The sequence below is a fragment of the Bacteroides sp. genome (assembly GCF_030151085.1).
Classification (GTDB): Bacteria; Bacteroidota; Bacteroidia; order Bacteroidales; family Bacteroidaceae; genus Bacteroides.
In genome coordinates, this window is the sequence record NZ_JASLER010000002.1 from 79,676 (window position 1) to 101,792 (window position 22,117).

The 22,117-nt window shown below is 39.2% G+C and carries 20 protein-coding genes; 17 read left to right on the forward strand and 3 right to left on the reverse strand.

What is annotated here, in order from left to right:
- Positions 1-130: 130 nt before the first annotated feature.
- The gene (locus tag Q1W14_RS00655) at positions 131-673 is read right to left on the reverse strand and encodes a ferredoxin domain-containing protein (protein ID WP_300698243.1); all 543 of its coding nucleotides are present in this window, start codon (positions 671-673) and stop codon (positions 131-133) included.
- 90 nt (positions 674-763) lie between these two features.
- Here Q1W14_RS00655 and Q1W14_RS00660 point away from each other — a divergent pair, with 90 nt between their 5' ends.
- From Q1W14_RS00660 to Q1W14_RS00705, 10 genes are all read left to right on the forward strand, one after another.
- The gene (locus tag Q1W14_RS00660) at positions 764-1,387 is read left to right on the forward strand and encodes an ATP-binding cassette domain-containing protein (RefSeq protein ID WP_300698245.1); all 624 of its coding nucleotides are present in this window, start codon (positions 764-766) and stop codon (positions 1,385-1,387) included.
- Positions 1,388-1,397: 10 nt separating this feature from the next.
- Positions 1,398-1,679 (forward strand): hypothetical protein, encoded by a 282-nt coding sequence (locus Q1W14_RS00665; RefSeq protein ID WP_300698247.1) that lies wholly within the window; start codon positions 1,398-1,400, stop codon positions 1,677-1,679.
- Between the two features lie 10 nt (positions 1,680-1,689).
- Complete coding sequence (locus tag Q1W14_RS00670; protein ID WP_300698249.1) at positions 1,690-2,490, forward strand: ABC transporter permease; 801 nt, start codon at positions 1,690-1,692, stop codon at positions 2,488-2,490.
- 181 nt (positions 2,491-2,671) lie between these two features.
- Complete coding sequence (locus tag Q1W14_RS00675; protein WP_300698251.1) at positions 2,672-3,766, forward strand: Nif3-like dinuclear metal center hexameric protein; 1,095 nt, start codon at positions 2,672-2,674, stop codon at positions 3,764-3,766.
- Positions 3,767-3,771: 5 nt separating this feature from the next.
- Positions 3,772-4,611 carry a C4-type zinc ribbon domain-containing protein gene (locus Q1W14_RS00680; protein WP_300698253.1) on the forward strand — a complete coding sequence of 280 codons (840 nt, stop codon included), beginning with the start codon at positions 3,772-3,774 and terminating at the stop codon, positions 4,609-4,611.
- 145 nt (positions 4,612-4,756) lie between these two features.
- Positions 4,757-5,881, forward strand: coding sequence for a PCMD domain-containing protein (locus Q1W14_RS00685; protein ID WP_300698254.1), 1,125 nt, complete (start codon positions 4,757-4,759; stop codon positions 5,879-5,881).
- 24 nt (positions 5,882-5,905) lie between these two features.
- Positions 5,906-6,688 (forward strand): porin family protein, encoded by a 783-nt coding sequence (locus Q1W14_RS00690; RefSeq protein ID WP_300698256.1) that lies wholly within the window; start codon positions 5,906-5,908, stop codon positions 6,686-6,688.
- A gap of 64 nt (positions 6,689-6,752) precedes the next feature.
- A complete protein-coding gene (locus Q1W14_RS00695) occupies positions 6,753-8,186 on the forward strand; it encodes an efflux transporter outer membrane subunit (RefSeq protein WP_300698258.1) in 1,434 nt (477 codons plus the stop codon).
- 36 nt (positions 8,187-8,222) lie between these two features.
- Complete coding sequence (locus Q1W14_RS00700) at positions 8,223-9,323, forward strand: efflux RND transporter periplasmic adaptor subunit (protein ID WP_300698260.1); 1,101 nt, start codon at positions 8,223-8,225, stop codon at positions 9,321-9,323.
- A 24-nt stretch (positions 9,324-9,347) separates the two neighbouring features.
- Positions 9,348-12,467, forward strand: coding sequence for an efflux RND transporter permease subunit (locus Q1W14_RS00705; protein WP_300698262.1), 3,120 nt, complete (start codon positions 9,348-9,350; stop codon positions 12,465-12,467).
- 118 nt (positions 12,468-12,585) lie between these two features.
- On the opposite strand, the gene Q1W14_RS00710 is transcribed toward Q1W14_RS00705, so the two are convergent.
- Positions 12,586-13,035 (reverse strand): type I restriction enzyme HsdR N-terminal domain-containing protein, encoded by a 450-nt coding sequence (locus Q1W14_RS00710; RefSeq protein WP_294591493.1) that lies wholly within the window; start codon positions 13,033-13,035, stop codon positions 12,586-12,588.
- Between the two features lie 64 nt (positions 13,036-13,099).
- Here Q1W14_RS00710 and Q1W14_RS00715 point away from each other — a divergent pair, with 64 nt between their 5' ends.
- The 5 genes from Q1W14_RS00715 (at position 13,100) to Q1W14_RS00735 (ending at position 17,974) form a co-directional block, all read left to right on the forward strand.
- The gene (locus tag Q1W14_RS00715) at positions 13,100-13,876 is read left to right on the forward strand and encodes an AMP nucleosidase (RefSeq protein WP_300698264.1); all 777 of its coding nucleotides are present in this window, start codon (positions 13,100-13,102) and stop codon (positions 13,874-13,876) included.
- A 46-nt stretch (positions 13,877-13,922) separates the two neighbouring features.
- Positions 13,923-14,942 (forward strand): DNA polymerase III subunit delta, encoded by a 1,020-nt coding sequence (holA, locus tag Q1W14_RS00720; RefSeq protein WP_300698266.1) that lies wholly within the window; start codon positions 13,923-13,925, stop codon positions 14,940-14,942.
- An 838-nt stretch (positions 14,943-15,780) separates the two neighbouring features.
- Positions 15,781-16,245: a helix-turn-helix domain-containing protein gene (locus Q1W14_RS00725; protein ID WP_300698268.1), complete on the forward strand. Its 465-nt coding sequence runs from the start codon at positions 15,781-15,783 to the stop codon at positions 16,243-16,245.
- A 53-nt stretch (positions 16,246-16,298) separates the two neighbouring features.
- Complete coding sequence (locus tag Q1W14_RS00730; protein ID WP_300698270.1) at positions 16,299-17,075, forward strand: dihydroorotate dehydrogenase electron transfer subunit; 777 nt, start codon at positions 16,299-16,301, stop codon at positions 17,073-17,075.
- Entirely contained in the window at positions 17,063-17,974 is a 912-nt protein-coding gene (locus tag Q1W14_RS00735; RefSeq protein WP_300698272.1) for a dihydroorotate dehydrogenase, read from the forward strand. The genes Q1W14_RS00730 and Q1W14_RS00735 overlap by 13 nt, the downstream gene beginning before the upstream one ends.
- Before the next feature lie 93 nt (positions 17,975-18,067).
- Here Q1W14_RS00735 and trmD read toward each other — a convergent pair whose 3' ends face one another.
- The gene (trmD, locus tag Q1W14_RS00740) at positions 18,068-18,745 is read right to left on the reverse strand and encodes a tRNA (guanosine(37)-N1)-methyltransferase TrmD (RefSeq protein ID WP_300698274.1); all 678 of its coding nucleotides are present in this window, start codon (positions 18,743-18,745) and stop codon (positions 18,068-18,070) included.
- 78 nt (positions 18,746-18,823) lie between these two features.
- Between trmD and ligA the strand changes: the two genes are divergently transcribed.
- Positions 18,824-20,821, forward strand: a complete 1,998-nt coding sequence (gene ligA / locus Q1W14_RS00745) for an NAD-dependent DNA ligase LigA (RefSeq protein WP_300698276.1) — start codon at positions 18,824-18,826, stop codon at positions 20,819-20,821.
- A 103-nt stretch (positions 20,822-20,924) separates the two neighbouring features.
- Complete coding sequence (gene dapA / locus Q1W14_RS00750; RefSeq protein WP_300698278.1) at positions 20,925-21,818, forward strand: 4-hydroxy-tetrahydrodipicolinate synthase; 894 nt, start codon at positions 20,925-20,927, stop codon at positions 21,816-21,818.
- The last annotated feature ends 299 nt before the right edge of the window (positions 21,819-22,117 follow it).

The following is a 22,117-nucleotide window of genomic DNA, read 5'->3' on the forward strand; positions in this document are numbered from 1 at the left end:
TTTTCCCTTTAAAACCTATTATATACTTTTCATTTTACACTCTTATATGCGTAAGCTCACACTCTTATATATGTAAGCCTTCGGTCCTATAAGTGTAAGGCTACGGACTTATATGTGTAAAGTCTCCTTGTTATTTGGCAGTTTCTTCTTTCGGTTTCCGGTCAAAGAACGGATTCTTTGAAGATGCACTGACAGGAATAGCGAAAACATTTTTGCAGCCTTTTAGCCAATCCAAGCGTTGTGCTGCAAGTCCGGCAGAGAACATCACGCGAGTATCTACACGCATATCAGCAGCCATGGCACATGCAGAGCCTATAGCAATACCCACATCCAGTGTATTCAACGCACAAGGTACTCCTTCTGTACGCCCTGCACAAGTAGAGAAGCCACAATGTCCGCAGTTCAATCCTTGAGCTTGCTCGCGCGTACCTATAATAACCACACATTCGGCTTGCAAAATATTATCCGCATCACGGAGGAAAAACTTCATTCCATGCTCTTCAACCATAGCAACCATCTTTGCTGCCAGCTTCTTCACATCTTCACCTGTAACCAAAGCTGCTTCAATTATATCAATACCTTTACCCTTTGGTGCCGTGCGAGCGGCAGTCAACATTTGTCTTGCTACGTCTAGCACATGTTCATGACGGCAATCACGTTCATTCTGTATCATAGTTTTCCTTTCCTGAATTAATTAGTAGGACAAAGATAGTACAAATATTTTTTTCTCTATCTTTGCTGATGCTAAATTAAAGAGAAACAAATGCTCCAAATAAAAGATGCCTGTATAGCATATGGCAATAATATACTTTTCTCCGAATTCAACCTCTACCTTGGACGGGGAGAGATTGCAAGCATTTCCGGACCTTCGGGCTGCGGAAAAACGTCGCTGCTTAATGCCATACTAGGTTTTACTCCTCTAAAAGAGGGGAGCATTACCCTAAATGGCATTACTTTAGAAAAAGGAAATGTTGACGCAATCAGAAAACAGATAGCATGGATTCCCCAAGAATTGGCATTGCCAATAGAATGGGTAAAAGACATGGTGCAACTCCCGTTTGGTTTGAAAGCTAATCGGAACAGTCCTTTTTCTGAAACCCGGTTATTTGCCTGCTTTGAACATTTAGGATTGGAGCAAAAGCTATATAATAAACGTGTAAATGAAATTTCTGGTGGTCAACGGCAACGCATAATGATAGCCGTAGCCTCCATGATTGGCAAACCGTTAATCATTGTCGATGAGCCTACATCTGCATTAGATTCAGGTTCTACTGAAAAAGTTCTCTCTTTTTTCCGGCAGCAAATGGAGATAGGCAGCAGTATATTGGCCGTATCACACGATGAAGGATTCTTCTCGGGATGTGACCAACACATAATAATGAAATAAAAAGAATACCATGAGCTTCTCAGGATTTGTTTTCGATATGATACGGCGCGATAAGGAAAACCGTGATTTGCGCAATTTACGTCGGCAACGCTTAAACGACCGTCGAAACAAAATGTATGAGGGGCATATTGGATTACCGCAAAATACAACTGCCGAAGATATGGAGAAAATACAAAAACAAACGGCAGAGAAAGAATGTCAGGAACAACGTTACAGGCTACGCATCACTTTGATCATTTTAGTTATTTGCATTGTACTGGCATCAATCATAGTATTTATATTTATCAAATAGAAATATAACTTTGGGAACTATCGATATATCATATTTAAGCCTAGGCATCGGTTTACTCTTATTATTAATTCCGTTGTTCTATATCTGGAAGTTCAAGACGGGACTTTTGCAAGCCACTCTTATTGGTACGGCTCGTATGATTGTACAATTATTTTTCATCGGTATTTATCTGAATTATCTTTTTTTATGGGATAACCCCTGGATTAATTTCTTGTGGGTCATTGTGATGATATTTGTTGCATCCCATACAGCACTGGTACGTACGCAACTGAAGCGAAAAATCTTGCTTATTCCCATTTCCATAGGATTCTTGTGTAGTGTAGTATGTGTAGGTTTGTATTTTATCGGGATAGTTTTGCGAATTGAGAATATTTTTAGTGCGCGGTACTTTATACCAATTTTCGGTATACTAATGGGCAATATGTTATCCAGCAATGTGATAGCTCTCAATGCATATTACAGCGGACTAAAACGGGAACAGCAACTCTATCGCTATCTTCTAGGAAACGGCGCTACGAGAGCAGAGGCGCAAGCACCATTTATACGCCAAGCTATTATCAAGTCATTCAGTCCGTTGATAGCCAATATTTCCGTCATGGGGTTAGTGGCTTTCCCCGGTACAATGATCGGGCAAATATTAGGAGGAAGTAGTCCGAATGTAGCCATCAAATATCAGATGATGATTATGGTTATTACTTTTGCAGCATCCATGCTTTCGCTGATGATCACAATATCTTTGGCTTCCCGCAAATCATTTGATGCATACGGTAAGTTATTACCGGTCACAGTTGAAAAAAAAGAGCATAAATAAAGACTCTACCAAGAAGTTAATATCGTGTTTACAGGATATATGTAACGTGTAAACACGATATTAACTTACTGTACTACACGATATTAATTTCTTGAATTATACAATACCAATAAAAAAGAATAAAAAAGAATTCCCCATTCATTACTTTTTGCTATATTTGCAACCAAATTTTCTGTTCATAATGAAAATTAAGGAAATAGTAAGCGCCCTTGAACAGTTCGCGCCTCTGCCATTGCAAGACGGATTTGATAATGCCGGCCTGCAAATCGGATTGACAGATGCGGAAGTTACAGGGGCTTTGTTGTGTCTTGACGTTACTGAAACCGTATTGGATGAAGCTATTGCGTTAGGATTCAACTTGATAATTGCACATCATCCCCTCATTTTTAAAGGGTATAAATCCATTACAGGTAAGGATTATGTGGAGCGTTGTATCTTGAAAGCCATCAAGAACGACCTCGTAATTTATGCTGCTCATACTAATCTGGACAATGCGCCTGAAGGCGTTAACTTCAAGATTGCAGAGAAAATAGGATTAAAGAATGTGCGTGTTTTGGAAACGAAAGAAAATGCTTTGGTAAAACTGGTAACTTTCGTACCCACAGCACAGGCTGAAGATGTGCGTAAAGCACTGTTCAATGCAGGATGCGGTAATATCGGCAACTATGATTCTTGTAGTTATAATCTGGAAGGAGAAGGAACTTTCCGTGCAAGCGAAGGAACTCATCCATATTGTGGAGAAATAGGAGAGATCCATACTGAAAAAGAAATACGCATTGAAACTATTTTACTTGCTTATAAAAAGGCAGAAGCCGTCAAGGCATTATTAGCCGCCCATCCGTATGAAGAACCTGCATTCGACATTTACCCTTTGCAGAATACTTGGGCACAGGCAGGAGCAGGTGTTATTGGTGAACTGGAAACTACAGAAACCGAACTGGAATTTTTGAAACGTATTAAAAAGACTTTTGAGGTAGGCTGCCTCAAACACAACAAATTGACTGGACGTGAAATACAAACAGTTGCTCTATGCGGTGGTGCAGGTGCTTTTCTGATGCCGCTCGCCATACGCAACCATGCCGATGTTTTCATAACGGGTGAAATTAAATATCATGACTATTTCGGACATGAAAATGACATCTTACTGGCTGAAATAGGACATTACGAGAGCGAACAATATACTAAAGAAATATTTTATACATTAATCCGGGATTTATTTCCAAACTTGGAGGTTCAACAGACCAAAGTGAATACAAATCCCATAAAATACATGTAAGTAAAATGGCTAAAGAAGCAAAAAAAGATCCTCAGGAATTAACAGTGGAACAGAAGTTGAAAGCTTTGTTCCAATTGCAGACCATGTTGTCTAAAATTGATGAAATCAAGACGTTAAGAGGTGAACTTCCGTTGGAAGTACAAGACTTGGAAGATGAGATTGCCGGTCTGAGTACTCGTATTGACAGAATCAAAGCTGAAGTTTCAGAATTAAAGTCTGCTATTGCCGGTAAGAAAGTAGAAATAGAAACAGCAAAGGCTTCTGTTGCAAAATATAAAGATCAACAAGATAACGTACGCAATAACCGTGAATATGATTTCTTGAGCAAGGAAATTGAATTCCAAACTTTGGAAATTGAACTTTGCGAAAAACGTATTAAGGAATTTGCAGAACAAGAGGCTGAAAAGTCAAATGAAGTAGCAGACAGCACTGCAGCTTTAGATGAAAGAGTAAAAGACTTGGAGGTGAAGAAGAGCGAATTGGACGAGATTGTTTCAGAAACCAAGCAGGAAGAAGAAAAATTGAGAGACAAAGCAAAAGAACTCGAAACAAAAATCGAACCACGTTTGCTTCAATCATTCAAGCGTATCCGTAAAAACTCACGTAATGGATTAGGAGTTGTTTATGTACAACGTGACGCATGTGGTGGTTGCTTTAACAAAATTCCGCCTCAGAGACAATTGGATATCCGCTCTCGTAAGAAAATTATCGTTTGCGAATACTGTGGTCGTATTATGATTGACCCTGAATTGGCAGGTATATGTCCAGAGATAAAGGTAGAAGTTCCAAAAGAAAAGCCGACAAGAGCTAAAAGAAAAATCGTGCATATCGGATCAGAAGATTAAAAATAGAACATTTTTCATACTAAAAACGGCAATAGAGGAACAACTATTGCCGTTTTTTGTTAAATATGAACATTATATCTAATTATCTAAAGAAAAAAACGTAATTTTGTCATTTAAATAAAAAGACTTAAATAACTAGAAACGTATGAAACTAACAAAAATATTCTTGCAATGCACCTTTATAGGGTTACTGCTAGGGTCGTGTATACAAGACGAAGCACCCAATGCTGAAGCAGATATAACAAATATATCCTTCCAAGAAGATGTTTTGGCTAATTCTTATATTGATCTTAATCCACCCTATAACGAAATATCAAAAGCATATCCAATACTAATCAGTGTAAAGGAAGGAACTGACCTTACTGATCTAGCTCCTATATTTGAACTGACTCCCGGTGCCACCATTAATCCTGCGAGTGGTAGTAGCCAAAACTTCACAAATCCGGTACGCTATACTGTAACTTCGGAAGACAAGAAATGGCAACGTATCTACTTGATCACTGCTAAAGAGCAAAGTGCAAGTAATATTCCTACCACATATCACTTTGAGCACGTGAGACTTATCAAAAACAAATATCAAGAATTTTACTCTGAGCAAAATGGTGAGGAGTTGACATGGGCAAGTGGTAATGCAGGTTTTAACTTCGCCATGAGTGAGGCTAAAGCAGATGAATATCCGACTGTACAATATGCTCATGGAAAAGTAGGTAAATGCGCAAAATTAGAAACAAGGACAACCGGCTCTTTGGGAGAAATGGTAAAAATGCCTATCGCTGCCGGTAATCTGTTTATTGGAAGCTTTAATATGCTGAATGCCATCACCAGTCCGCTTACCGCTACTCGCTTTGGAGTACCTTTCTATAATAGACCGACACGCTTAATTGGTTATTACAAATACAAAGCAGGTGAGAAGTTCTATGAAAACGGAGGCTATACAAACCGCAAAGATATGTTCAATATCTATGCTATCTTTTATGAGACCACGAAAGATACTGAAATGTTAGACGGAAATTTGGCAAATGAAAACTACAATAATCCTAATATGGTAGCTCTTGCCTTGATATCCAACCCACACGAAACAGATGATTGGGAATTCTTTGATATTCCATTCGACTACAAACGATATGGAAAGACAATCGATGAAAACAAACTGGCCAGCGGCGGATACAAAGTAAGTATCATATTTGCTTCAAGTAAAGATGGAGCTCTCTTTCAAGGTGCACCCGGAAGTACCCTCTTAATAGATGAAGTGGAACTGATTTACGAATAATACAACTCTAAGACTCGAAACATTATGATAAAGAAAATAGTAATACTCATCGCATTGATAGGTGGAATACACATCACCTTACATGCTCAGGAAAATCAGAGCCGGACACTCATCAATGCAGCACTGCATGGATGGGAGTACGAGTTAAAAGCCGGTATTAGCATTGGCGGTACTGCTCCATTACCTCTGCCTGTGGAAATACGAAGTATTGATTCATATAATCCTACTTTAGCTTTTGTACTCGAAGGAAATGCCATCAAATGGCTAGGAACACAAAAGAAGTGGGGCGTAATAACTGGTGTACGTGTGGAAAACAAGAATATGATTACCAAAGCAACAGTAAAAAACTATGGCATGGAAATCATTGGTGGTGACGGCAATCACTTGAAAGGGAACTGGACAGGAGGAGTACAAACCAAAGTACGCAATGCATACGTTACCGTTCCGGTGCTTGGTGCATATAAAATAAGTTCACGTTGGCGTGCAAAACTAGGAGCATACGTATCTTACCTGATGGATGGAGAATTCTCCGGATATGTTTACGAAGGCTATTTACGCGAAGGAAATCCTACCGGAGAAAAAGTCAATTTCACTAATGGAGCAGTTGCTAATTATGACTTTACTAATGATATGCGAAAATTTGCATGGGGAATACAAGCCGGAGCAGACTGGCGTGCCTTCAAACATTTAAATGTATTTGCCGATCTTACCTGGGGAATGAACGACATTTTCAAGAAAGATTTTAATACAATTACTTTCGCTATGTATCCTATCTATCTAAATGTAGGATTCGGATACGCCTTCTAAAATTAGCATAAACAAATAAAGGTTTAGGTTGTTATCTTTCCCATAACATAACAACCTAAACCTTATGAATATAAAAGTTTGGAGCCTTGCGCTGCTCATTTTATGCTTATGTCCTGCGGCTATAGCTCAGAAGAATAACCGATATTTGGAGAAGCCGCTTCCCCAAGGGTGGGGAACTGATACATCACACGCTATTCCAGGTGATGACAATCTATTCACGGGGCAAATACAACCCGTTGATGATCAATGGTGGAAAGCATTTGGTGACCCCATGCTCGACTCACTTATCACAGTAGCATCTACTCAAAATTATTCCGTACTTTCCGCCATAGATCGCATGGATATGGCAAAGGCTAATCTGCGAATCGAACGTGGCAGTTTTTTCCCTTCTATTTCTTTAAACGGCGGGTGGGATCGTCAGCAAAGTAGTGGTAATGTTACAGCATTGCCGCAGTCTATAAGTAGTGCCTACAGTGCCTCACTCAATGCTAGTTGGGAACTGGACGTATTCGGTAGCATCCGACAACGGGTAAAAGCACAACGGGAAAACTTTGCCGCCAGTAAAGAAGAATATACTTCCGTAATGATTTCACTCTGTACTCAGATAGCTTCCGCTTATGTAGGATTGCGTGAATTGCAGCAAGAACTCAGCGTAGTAACCAAAAACTACGATACACAGGCTGCTGTACTCAGCATTACTGAAACACGGTATAAAACAGGATTGGTTTCAAAATTAGATGTAGCCCAAGCTAAATCCGTATATTATAGTACAAAAGCCTCCATGCCACAGCTGGAAGCAGGGATTAACCAATACATCACTACTTTAGCAATTTTACTAGGTACTTATCCGCAACATATTCGTCCCATCTTAGAGCAATCCGGTAAATTGCCCGACTATATGGAACCCATCGGTGTAGGTATTCCTGCTGATTTACTGTTGCGTCGTCCCGATATTCGACAAGCCGAAAGACAAGTCAACGCTCAAGCTGCACTGCTGGGAGCCTCAAAAAGTGACTGGTTGCCCCAAATTTTCTTAAAGGGTTCTGTAGGTTATTCTTCACATGACCTGAATGACCTGACCAAACGAAACAGCATGACCTTCGAAATAGCCCCAAGTATTAGCTGGACACTGTTCAATGGAACTAAACTGGTCAATGCCACTCGTTTGGCACATGCTCAATTGGATGAATCTATCCATCAATTTAATCAAACCGTACTTACTGCTGTACAGGAAACGGATAATGCTATGAATGCTTACCGCAACTCTATACAACAAATTGTAGCAATGCGCGAAGTATGCCATCAAGGAGAAGAAACTTTGAAACTCTCTCTTGACCTTTATAAGCAAGGACTCAGTCCTTTCCAAAATGTATTGGATGCCTTACGTTCGCTATTGAGTTACGAAAATCAGTTAGTGCAGGCACAAGGTGGTTCGTTACTCCAACTAATCGCTTTGTATCAGGCGTTAGGTGGAGGATACGGAATGAATGAAAAGTAATTAAGATTTTGACATGAATTAAAAACCAAACCATATATGAAGAATCAAATGTACATCGCCCTGTTCATCCTTCCATTGTTGGCAGGATGTGGGGACAAGAAAGAAGCTGCACGTACAATGCCTGTTCCCGAAATAAGCGTTGCCCACCCATCGGTACAGGACATTACGTTGACGAAAGAATATCCGGGTTATCTGAGCTCAGAAAAAACGGTTGATTTAGTAGGCAGAGTCAGTGGAACCCTACAAACTATTGCTTATGCACCGGGAAGTCGGGTTCGCCAGGGACAAGTATTGTTTGTGATCGAACCTACAGTCTATCAAGATAATGTAGCTCAAGCGGAAGCCGCACTCAAGACGGCCAAGGCTAACCTGGAATATGCGCAAAACAACTATGAGCGTATGCAGGAAGCTGTAAAAACTGATGCGGTGAGCCAGATACAAGTACTTCAATCCAAGTCGAACGTAGCCAGTTCGCAAGCTGCTGTGAGTAATGCGGAAGCAACTCTGAATACAGCACGTACCGACCTCAGTTACTGTACAATACGTGCTCCGTTTGATGGCACCGTAAGCCGTAATCTTATTGATGCGGGAGGATACGTCAATGGAGGCGTACAACCTGCAACTTTAGCCACCATTTATAAAGATAACCAGTTATATAGTTATTTTAATGTCGCAGATAATCAATGGCTTTCCATGATGATGCAACAAGGAGATAGCATTCCGCGGCAAGTTACGGTAAGCCTTGGAAAAGATGGAAATCTTAGCTATCCTGCTACATTGGATTATCTTTCGCCTAATGTGGATTTGAATACTGGAACTTTGAATATTCGTGCCCGCCTGGATAATCCTAAAGGATTACTGAAAAGCGGATTATATGTGAGTATCACCTTGCCTTACGGAAAAGAGAAACAGGCGATCCTGATACCTGATGCATCTATTGGTACCGATCAGTTAGGGAAATATGTATATATCGTTAACGACTCGAATATAGTGCGTTATCGCCATATAGAAATAGGTCAACTGATAGGGGATAGTTTACGGCAAATCAAGCAAGGGATATCCCCGCAAGAACGTTATGTTACCAAGGCATTAATAAAAGTAAGGGATGGAATGAAGGTTTCACCCGTACAAAATTAATAATAATCATTTAATATAAAGATTATGTTCTCAAAGTTCTTCATAAACCGTCCCATATTTGCAACTGTTCTGGCGCTGCTCATCGTTGTAGCGGGATTGGTCACTTTAGGTATTCTGCCTATTGCGCAATATCCGGAGATCACACCACCAACCGTACAAGTTAGTGCTGTGTACCCCGGTGCTAATGCGCAAACTGTAGCACAAACTGTCGGTATCCCCATTGAGCAGCAAGTAAACGGAGTGGATGGTATGCTTTATATGTCCTCAAACTCCTCTTCTTCAGGAGCTTACTCTCTGACGATAACTTTTGCCGTGGGTACTGACATTGATATGGCAACAGTACAAGTACAAAATCGTGTCAGTATAGCGCAAAGTTCACTGCCTGCTCCTGTGGTTGTACAAGGAGTGACGGTACAGAAGCAGTCCAGCAATATTGTTATGTTCCTCACTTTAAAATCTGATAATAAAGATTATGACGGACTGTACTTAAGCAATTATGCCAAATTGAACCTTATAGATCAGTTGACACGTGTACCCGGTGTAGGTGCCGTCAACGTAATGGGAGCGGGTGATTATTCCATGCGCGTTTGGCTCGATCCGGCAGCCATGCGTATTCGTAATTTATCACCTACCGATGTCTATCAAGCTATTCAGACGCAGAATATTGAAGTCAGTGCCGGAAACGTTGGACAACCCATCGGTACTGATAATAAGAATGCTTATCAATACAGCTTGACTGTAAAAGGACGCCTTACATCTCCTGAAGAATTCGGTGATATCATTCTGCGCACCGAATCGGGCGGGAGAGTGCTACGCCTTCGTGATGTAGCACATATTGATTTGGGATCTGCCTCTTACAGCGTTGTTTCCCAGCTAAACGGGCAACCAACCGCTGCTATTGCTATCTACCAGCAACCTGGCAGTAATTCATTGGATGTATCAAAAGGGGTAAAAACCAAAATGCAGGATTTGGCTCAAAATTTCCCATCAGGCATACAGTATAACGTAACGCTGGATACAACAGATGTTATTCATGCTTCTATTGATGAAGTTATGGTAACCTTCTTAGAAACGACATTACTCGTTGTACTCGTTATTTTCCTATTCCTACAAAACTGGAGAGCAGTCCTTATTCCATGTATTACTATTCCGGTTTCATTGATAGGTACATTGGCCGTTATGGCATTATTCGGGTTCTCAATCAATACACTGACGCTGTTCGGACTGATACTTGCTGTTGCCATTGTGGTGGATGATGCCATTGTAGTTGTAGAAAATTCTACCCGACTATTAGACACCGGACAATATACTGCTCGCGAAGCTGTTTCAGAAGCGATGAGAGAAATTACGGGTCCCATCGTTGGAGTTGTATTGGTATTGTTGGCAGTATTCATTCCTACAACGTTGGTAGGAGGTATTTCAGGGCAGTTGTACAAGCAATTTGCTTTGACAATTGCCGCCAGCACAGTGTTGAGTGGTTTCAATTCATTGACACTTACTCCGGCACTTTGCGCATTGATGTTACAACCGACCAAACCCTCTAAATTCCCCTTATACAAAGGCTTTAACCACTTGTTTGATAAGACACAGGGATTGTATGATAAAGTTGTAAAATATCTATTGCAACGTCCGTTTGCCGCATTAATCTCTTATGCAGTACTTACGCTGATTGCTGTTTTGTTCTTCGTAAAATGGCCTTCCACTTTTATGCCGGAAGAAGACGACGGTTACTTTCTTGCCGTTGTACAACTACCGCCTGCCGCTAGTTTGGAACGTACACAAGCCGTAGGTAAACAAATAAACGCTATTCTCAGCACTTATCCGGAAGTCAAAGACTATATCGGCATATCGGGATTCTCAATTATGGGAGGTGGAGAGCAAAGTAATGCGGCCACTTATTTCGTTGTACTGAAGAATTGGGACGAACGTAAAGGCAAGGAGCATACCGCCGGTGCAATTGTACAACGTTTCAATATGGAAGTGTACGGAATTCAGGAAGCAGAAATATTCGCAATGGTTCCGCCAGCCATACCCGGACTGGGAGCAACTGGAGGATTACAACTGCAATTGGAAGATCGAAATAATTTAGGTCCAACCGAAATGCAACGGGCTGTGGAGACACTAATGGCTAATTATCGCAATTATCCGGCCTTAACGTCCGTCAGCAGCCAATATCAAGCCAATGTTCCACAATATTTTCTGAATATAGACCGTGACAAAGTACAATTAATGGGTATCCCTTTGAGTAGTGTATTCACAGCACTTGGATATTATATGGGGCAGGCTTATGTCAATGATTATGTTCAATTCGGACATATTTATCAGGTTAAGTTGGAGGCGAGCGACAATTCGCAACGCATCATCAACGATGTTCTTAAATTAAGTGTCCCCAACGCTTCGGGCGAGATGGTTCCATTCTCTTCTTTCACTCGTATTGAAGAGCAATTGGGTATGGATCAGATAAACCGATATAATATGTACTCTACTGCATCTGTCACTTGTAATGTAGCTCCGGGCAGCAGCTCCGGCGAGGCTATCAAACAGGTGGAGAGTCTTATCAATGATCAACTGGGTAATGAATTCGGTTATGAATGGACTTCTGTGGCTTATCAGGAAACACATGCAGGCTCTACAACAACCATCGTATTTATTATGGCATTGTTAGTTGCCTTCCTTGTCCTTGCTGCACAATATGAAAGCTGGACCAGCCCTGTGGCAGCTGTCATTGGCCTTCCAGTTGCATTGCTGGGTGCTATGATAGGATGTTATATCATGGGGACACCGGTAAGTATCTATACTCAAATCGGTATCATCTTACTAGTAGCTCTTTCTGCTAAAAACGGTATTCTTATCGTGGAATTTGCACGCGATTTCCGTACTCAAGGCAATTCTATACGCGATGCCGCATTCCAGGCAGGGCATATCCGTCTACGTCCGATTCTAATGACCTCACTGGCTTTCGTTTTCGGTGTAATGCCCTTACTGTTCGCTACAGGAGCGGGAGCAGGTAGTCGTGTTGCCCTTGGTGCGGCAGTCGTATTCGGTATGGCATTGAACACATTACTTGCCACGATCTACATTCCTAATTTCTATGAACTTATGCAGAAACTGCAAGAAAAATTCAGTAAGAAGAAAGTGAAGTAATGAGAGATGCATTCACTATACGACTGAACCTATTTCACTATACGACTGAATGGCATTCAGTCGTATAGTGAATATAGTTCGATATAGACTCCTCATCAACTCAATCCGAAAAGTTAAATTATAATAGTTGATAATCAGGTATTTCACGTAAGAAAGTATAGCTATTTTGTTCATAATTCATGCGACAACAATAATGTTGTAACCCATTACTTACTACCAAATAATCTACTTTCAACACCATATTATAACGGGTTATCTGGTCGAAAACAGCTTGAGTAATTTCTATTTCCGGAGCTTTGTATTCTACAATCATTCGCGCCGTAAGGTCACGACGGTATAACACAGTATCACAACGCTTCTTTGTGCCATTCAGTTGTACCTGCACCTCGTTTGCCATTAACGCCTGCGGATATCCTTTATGAGCAAGAAGAAAGTGAACGAAGTGCTGTCGTACCCATTCTTCGGGCGTTAAGGCGACATATCGACGACGTATCACATCAAAAATAACATTTTTTCCGTTCCTAGTGTCAATTTTAGCATCGAATGCTGGTAGGTTTAACGATAACATTTACTACATTTGTAAGTTAAATAATGGCTCCCTGCTTTTGGGAACACAAATTTAATGAAATCTTATGAAAACAAAAGAAGAAATCGTAGCTAATTGGCTGCCCCGTTACACAAAACGTAACCTGGAGGATTTTGGAGAGTACATTTTGTTGACCAACTTCAACAGATACGTAGAAATATTCGCAGAAAAATTCAATGTTCCCATTTTAGGTAAAGATGCCAATATGATATCTGCCACTGCAGAAGGCATGACCATCATCAACTTCGGTATGGGAAGTCCTAATGCTGCCATTATCATGGATTTACTGAGTGCTATTCACCCCAAAGCATGCCTGTTTCTAGGTAAGTGTGGCGGCATTGACAAGAAAAATAGAATAGGGGATCTTATCCTTCCAATAGCCGCTATCCGTGGCGAAGGTACTTCCAACGACTATTTTCCACCCGAAGTTCCTTCACTTCCGGCATTTATGTTGCAACGTGCCGTCTCATCTGCCATTCGTGACTATGCTCGCGACTACTGGACCGGTACTGTTTATACCACCAACCGCCGTATATGGGAACACGATGAAGCTTTCAAGGATTATTTGAAGAAAACGCGCGCTATGGCAGTCGATATGGAAACTGCAACCATATTTAGCTGCGGTTTTGCCAATCATATCCCCACAGGTGCTCTCTTATTAGTCTCTGATCAACCCATGATTCCTGAAGGAGTAAAAACGGATAAGAGCGACAGCATAGTTACCCAAAACTACGTAACGGAGCATGTTGAAATAGGTATTGCATCCCTCCGCATGATTATTGACGAGAAAAAAACCGTAAAACACCTAAAATTCGACTGGTAATCGTTTACATTTATAATTGATAATCAGAACTATAGATATTTTTTATATGGCAAAACAGGAAATAACTTATGACGACATATTAAAAGAGTTAAGAGCCAAGCAGTATCGTCCCATCTATTACCTGATGGGTGAAGAACCGTATTACATCGATCTTATTGCAGACTATATCACAGACAATATCTTGACTGATACTGAAAAAGAATTTAACCTAACTGTTGTATATGGTGCTGATGTAGATATAGCCACTGTAATTAATGCAGCTAAACGATATCCTATGATGTCTGAATATCAAGTCGTCGTAGTTAAAGAAGCACAATCCATCCGCAATATGGATGAGTTATCATACTACCTGCAAAAGCCACTAAATTCAACGATTCTAGTTATCTGCCATAAGCACGGAGTATTGGATAGAAGAAAAAAGCTAGCCGCTGAAATTGAAAAAATAGGCTTTCTATTCGAATCTAAAAAAGTGAAAGATGCCCAGCTTCCGGCATTTATCACATCTTATATGAAACGCAAGGGTATAGATCTTGAACCCAAAGCTACTTCCATGCTCGCAGATTTCGTCGGTACTGATCTCAGTCGCCTTACCGGAGAGCTGGAAAAGCTGATAATAACACTTCCAAAAGGTCAGACACGAGTTACCCCTGAACAGATAGAACGTAACATTGGTATCAGCAAAGATTATAATAATTTTGAACTCCGTGGAGCCATAGTAGAAAAAGATATTTTAAAGGCTAATAAGATAATAAAATATTTTGAAGAAAATCCCAAAACAAATCCTATTCAGATGACTTTATCTTTACTTTTTGGCTTCTTTTCCAATTTAATGTTAGCCTATTATGCACCCGAAAAGTCAGAGCAAGGACTTGCTACCTTCATAGGTCTGAAAAGTCCATGGCAGTCTCGAGAATATCTAAGTGCCATGCGTCGGTACAGTGGAGTAAAGACCATGCAAATCATCGGAGAAATTCGTTATGCAGATGCTAAATCAAAAGGAGTTGGCAATTCTTCTTTAAATGACGGAGACATTCTCCGGGAATTGGTCTTTAAGATTTTGCACTAAAAACATATTTATTTCATATCATTTTGTCATATTTAGGGGGATTTATCCCCCTTTTTTCTATTTCAGCTAATCCCTCCAACATAAAAACAGCACGTATACTACTGAAATACAGAATTATACATCATTTTTCAAGCTCTGAGAATCGTTTATTTTCAATCAACTGATCCATTCTACGGAAATAAAGCTCAGATTTGACAACATAGAATAGAAGTCTATAAAAAAGTCTCAAATTCTACATTCATGTCAGATCTTTTTTATTATACAGAGGGCATATAATCAACAATAGGCATATACTAATTTAGATAATAGTTATATATTACAACTATATATATTCATTAATGTAAACTTAATCATATCACTAATGTAATTATATATATTTGAAATATAACAATAGTAACCAAGTCCGATCTATTACAAGTGTAATACACATATAATTAGCACTAAATATATACACATTACGTTTGTGTATGCATCATCTTAACTTGTTGTATTTTAAATAATAATACACTGTAAATCTGATATATATACTATATAAATAAATCGATTGATTAATACTAGTCCAAAATGATATAAAAACAATTGTAAAGGCTATTTTGTCTTCATAAAACATAAACATATAATTATATATATCAATCATATACGCATTTTTAATGCACTAAAACTATATATCATATTAGTGTCGTAATCTTATCATTACTTTTGTACTAATAACAATTGAAATATACTAATTACAAAGGTAAAATTACATATTTTACAATTATAATTTGCATTTGTGATTTTCATTTTTTACTTTTGTGATGCATTTCTAGAGAAGTACAATTGTAATAACATTCAAGTCATGAGCATCAAGGATAGATTTAAAATGATAATGGACAGGGAAAAGTTAACGGCTGGAGCTTTCGCTGAAAGTATAGACGTAGCACAAGCTACTATTTCCCACATCTTAGGCCCCCGTAATAAATATCCAAGTACTGAAGTAATCCTCCGATTACACAAACGGTATAATGATATAAACTTGGAATGGCTACTTACCGGCGAAGGTGAAATGAGTAACAGCAACAATGAAAGCAAAGACAATAGCGGATTTGATTATCCTCTATTCGCTGACAATCCCGAAAATCTGTCCGATAGATCGAAAGAAATTGAAAATCGCAAGGAAATTGCACTAGAATCTCCTAAAATAGCTACTAAAGAGATTGTAAAACAAGAGATTATCTATAAAGAAAGACCTTCAAGGAAAATAACCGAAATAAGAATTTTCTTTGATGATAATACTTACGAAACATTCAGGCCTGAAAAATAAGAAGTTTCCACTATCTTTGTACCCGAAAAGATAATACCTCTTTTATAGATAATATGAAAAAATATATTTTAGATCTGACTGTGACCGAGAACGTCCGTCTGCATGCAAACTATGTATTGCTGAAACTGACTTCTCCGTCTCCGCTTCCGGAAATGCTACCAGGACAATTTGCAGAGATCCGTGTAGATGGTTCGCCTTCTACCTTCTTACGCCGCCCCATTTCAATTAACTATGTAAATAGACTACATAATGAAATATGGTTTTTAATCCAGCTTATAGGTGATGGCACTAAGCGTTTAGGAGAAGCTAAAGCAAACGATATTATTAATGTGGTACTTCCGCTGGGAAATTCCTTTTCTATGCCTGAAAAGCCTTCAGACAGGCTTCTATTAGTGGGCGGAGGTGTAGGTACGGCACCAATGTTGTATTTAGGTGAGCAATTGGCTAAAAAGGGATGTAAACCTACTTTCTTATTAGGTGCCAGAAGCAATAAAGACTTGCTTCAACTAGATCAGTTTAAGACTTATGGTAATGTATATACTACTACTGAAGATGGTAGCTATGGAGAAAAAGGATATGTAACACAACATTCCATATTAAACAAGGTGGAGTTTGAACAAATATATACTTGCGGTCCAAAACCGATGATGGTAGCCGTAGCTAAATATGCCAAAAGTAAAGGTATAAATTGTGAAGTATCATTGGAAAACACAATGGCATGTGGCATTGGTGCCTGCTTATGCTGTGTAGAAAATACTACAGAGGGACATCTATGTGTATGTAAAGAAGGTCCGATTTTTAATATAAACAAACTATTATGGCAGATTTAAATGTAAATATTGGCGAATTACAAATGAAGAATCCGGTAATGACAGCTTCCGGAACATTTGGATATGGTGAAGAGTTTGCTGATTTCATTGATATATCGCGAATAGGTGGTATAATTGTAAAGGGAACCACTCTTCACAAACGTGAAGGTAACCCTTATCCTCGTATGGCAGAAACTCCAGCAGGTATGTTAAACGCTGTAGGTCTGCAAAATAAGGGTGTTCATTACTTTGTTGAACATATATATCCCCGTATCAAGGATATTCAAACCCACATGATTGTAAACGTTTCGGGTTCTGCTATCGAAGATTATGTTGAAACAGCAGCAATTATTAATGAACTTGACAAAATTCCTGCTATTGAGTTAAACATTTCTTGCCCTAATGTAAAGCAAGGTGGAATGGCTTTTGGTGTCACAACTGAAGGTGTGGAAGAAGTGACTAAAGCAGTTCGCTCAGTTTACAAAAAGACACTTATCGTAAAACTCTCACCCAACGTTACTAATATTGCAGAAATGGCTTGTGCTGCTGAAAATGGCGGAGCAGACAGTGTTTCCCTTATCAATACGCTGTTAGGAATGGCTATTGATGCAGAGCGCAGACGCCCTATACTATCTACTATAACAGGCGGTATGTCCGGTGCAGCTGTAAAACCCATAGCACTACGCATGGTATGGCAAGTAGCTAAAGCGGTAAAAATACCCGTCATAGGTTTAGGCGGAATCATGAATTGGAAAGATGCAGTAGAATTCATGCTCGCAGGGGCTACTGCTATCCAAATTGGTACTGCTAACTTCATTGATCCAGAAATAACCATAAAGGTAGAAGAAGGTATTAATGATTATCTCGACAGACACGGATACAAGTCTGTAAAGGAAATAATTGGTGCGCTTGAGGTATAATGAATAACAATGAATTGCCATTCGCTATTCATATTCATAAAAAAGGACATTCAATTGTGAATGTCCTTTTTCTTTTTATTTACATTAGTAATCTTACTCATCTAGCAAATCCGGACGTAATCTACGGGTTCTTTCCAAAGATTGTTGTAGTTCCCATTCCTTAATTTTAGCTTCATGACCAGAAAGTAAAATATCTGGAACTTTCCAACCTTTGTACTCAGCAGGTCGCGTATAAACAGGAGCAGCTAATAAGTTATCTTGAAAAGAATCGGAAAGTGCAGACTGTTCATCAGAAATAACACCTGGTATAATGCGTACAATAGCATCTGCCATTACAGCAGCAGCCAGTTCACCACCTGTTAGTACGTAATCGCCAATACTGATTTCCTTAGTTATAAAATGTTCGCGAATACGATAATCGATGCCTTTGAAATGCCCACAGAGAATAATGAGATTTTGGGCAAGAGATAATGTATTTGCCATGGGTTGATTAAACTGTTCACCATCAGGTGTAGTGAAAATCACTTCATCATAATCGCGTTCAGCTTTCAAGGCGTTGATACAACATTCAATAGGCTCTATCTTCATAACCATTCCAGCAAATCCTCCAAAAGGATAATCGTCCACACGGCGATACTTGTCTTCTGTATAATCACGAAGGTTATGCAGATGTATTTCTGCAAGCCCTTTATTCTGAGCACGTTTCATAATGGAACAATTGAAGAACCCTTCAATCATCTCCGGCAAAACTGTTATAATGTCAATGCGCATATAAACTTTAATTTTCTGCAAAAATACAAATATTCGGGGAGAAACCTGTATTTTTGTGTTCAAACAATCCGAAACCATATGACCGTAAAAGAAAAAATAGAGCAACTCAGAGCTGAATTACATCAGCATAATTACAATTACTATGTGCTGAATACCCCTCAAACATCTGATAAAGAGTTTGATGACAAGATGCGTGAATTACAGGATTTGGAAAGAGAACATCCTGAATTTCAAGATGATAATTCACCTACGATGCGTGTAGGAAGTGATATAAACAAGAATTTTACGCAAGTATCGCATAAATATCCGATGCTTTCGCTCGGCAATACATACTCTGAAAGCGAAGTAACAGATTTCTACGAGCGTGTAAATAAAGCGTTGAATGAAGACTTTGAAATCTGTTGCGAACTAAAATACGATGGTACTTCTATCTCATTAACTTATGAAGATGGAAAATTAGTGCGTGCCGTTACCCGTGGAGATGGAGAAAAAGGAGACGATGTAACCGATAATGTTAAAACAATCCGTTCTATCCCCTTGGTACTTCATGGCGATTACCCCAAATCATTTGAAATAAGAGGAGAAATTCTAATGCCTTGGGAAGTGTTTGAAGAGTTAAACCGTGAAAAAGAAGCTCGCGAAGAACCTTTATTTGCAAATCCGCGCAATGCTGCATCAGGTACTTTGAAATTGCAAAATCCCGCAATTGTAGCTTCTCGCAAACTTGATGCTTACCTGTATTATCTATTAGGAGAAGATTTACCCTGTGATGGACATTACGAAAACCTGCAAATGGCTGCTAGCTGGGGATTTAAGATATCTGAACATATGAGAAAAGCTCATAGTTTGAATGAAGTATTTGATTTTATCAACTATTGGGATACTGAACGCAAAAATATGCCGGTAGCAACTGATGGCATCGTTTTAAAAGTCAATAGCTTAAGGCAGCAAAAAAATCTCGGTTTCACCGCAAAATCTCCCCGCTGGGCTATAGCATATAAATTCCAAGCAGAACGTGCTTTAACTCGTTTAAACAAAGTGACCTATCAGGTAGGGCGTACGGGTGCCGTAACCCCTGTAGCAAACCTTGATCCGGTACAACTTTCCGGTACAATAGTAAAAAGAGCTTCTTTACACAATGCAGATATTATAGAGGGGTTGGATTTACATATCGGAGACATGGTATATGTAGAAAAAGGTGGAGAAATAATACCCAAAATTACAGGAGTTGATATAGATGCCCGAAGCATGTTGCTAGGTGAAAAAGTAAAGTTCATCGCACATTGTCCCGAATGCGGTAGTAAACTCATACGTTATGAGGGTGAAGCGGCTCACTATTGCCCCAATGAAACTGCTTGTCCCCCGCAAATAAAAGGTAAAATAGAACATTTCATTAGTCGCAAAGCTATGAATATAGATGGCTTGGGACCGGAAACCGTAGATATGTTCTTCCGCTTAGGACTGATAAAAGATACAGCAGATTTATATCTGCTCAAAACTGATGATATCAAAGGACTGGATAGAATGGGAGAAAAATCTGCTGAAAATATCATAAATGGAATTGCCGCAAGTATAGAAGTTCCTTTTGAAAGAGTACTGTTCGCATTAGGCATTCGTTTTGTGGGGGAAACCGTAGCCAAGAAAATAGCCAAATCATTTGCAGACATTGAAGAACTGAAAAACGCAGATCTAGAAAAGCTGAAAAACATCGATGAAATCGGCGAAAAAATAGCGCAAAGCATTATATTATACTTCTCTAACCCAGCAAATTGCAATTTGGTTAATCGCTTGAAAGTTGCCGGTTTACAACTATTCCGCAAAGAAGAAGATCGAAGCGATTATACTGATAAACTCGCAGGGCAGTCTATTGTTATCAGCGGAGTATTTACCCATCACTCAAGAGATGAGTACAAAGATCTGATTGAAAAAAATGGAGGCAAAAATGTAGGAAGTATTTCTGCCAAGACCAGTTTCATTTTGGCTGGAGATAATATGGGACCTGCCAAACTAGAAAAAGCAGAGAAATTAGGAGTAAAGATAATGAGCGAAGATGAGTTTTTAGAGCTGATATCCTAACAAATTTCTACAAAAAGCTTTTTTATAGCTTATATTTGTAGGCTAAATCGAAAAAATTCGTACTTTTGCGAGTCATTTAATAAGAGATTACTTTATAATACTCATGATACAGACAAGATTGAAAGGAATGGGGGTAGCGCTAATTACTCCATTTAAAGAGGATGAAAGCGTTGATTACGATGCATTAATGCGTTTAGTAGATTATCAACTACAAAACAATACTGATTTTCTGTGTGTTCTAGGCACCACTGCTGAAACTCCGACATTAACGGAAGAAGAAAAGATGAAAATCAAGAAAATGGTCATCGAACGTGTGAACGGAAGAATACCTATCCTGCTTGGAGTGGGTGGCAATAATACACGCGCTATCGTGGAAACACTGAAAAATGACGATTTCACCGGAGTAGATGCTATTCTTTCTGTTGTACCTTATTACAATAAGCCATCACAAGAAGGTATTTATCAACACTATAAAGCTATTTCAGAAGCTACACCACTGCCTATTGTACTTTATAATGTTCCTGGCCGTACAGGTGTTAACATGAAAGCAGAAACGACTTTGCGCATAGCACACGATTTCAAAAATGTAATTGCTATCAAGGAAGCTTCAGGTGATATTACCCAAATGGATGATATCATTAAAAATAAACCTGCCAATTTTGACGTTATTTCGGGAGATGATGGCATTACCTTCCCTTTGATTACCTTGGGAGCCGTTGGTATCATATCGGTCATTGGAAATGCATTTCCACGTGAATTTAGTCGTATGGTACGTCTGGCATTGCAAGGTGATTATGCCAATGCACTAACAATCCATCATAAGTTTGCTGAATTATTTAAACTGCTATTTGTTGATGGCAATCCTGCCGGTGTAAAAGCAATGCTGAACGTAATGGGAATGATTGAGAATAAGCTTCGCCTACCATTAGTACCTACCAGAATTACTACTTTCGAAGCTATGCGTAAGATTTTGGATGAATTGAATATAAAATGTTGATTACCTACTTCCTATAATTTATAATTTAAATTTAAAGCCCTGCTTATGCAGGGCTTTTTTTATTCTTTGCCATGCCTTTGGCAAGACCTTGCCATCGAAGTGGCAAAAGCCTGCCAAAGGTAAGGCAAAGTTTTGCCATTTCGATGGCAAAGAAGTGAAAACGGATCAATGTAAAAACCTGAGGGGATAAAATTATAATTTTTTATCTTTGCCTGCAAATTAATTGATTATGGAGTTAAATGGTTATCGCCTTCTTCTTCCTGAAGGTACTTTGGATTACTTTGATCTTGTTGATGTGC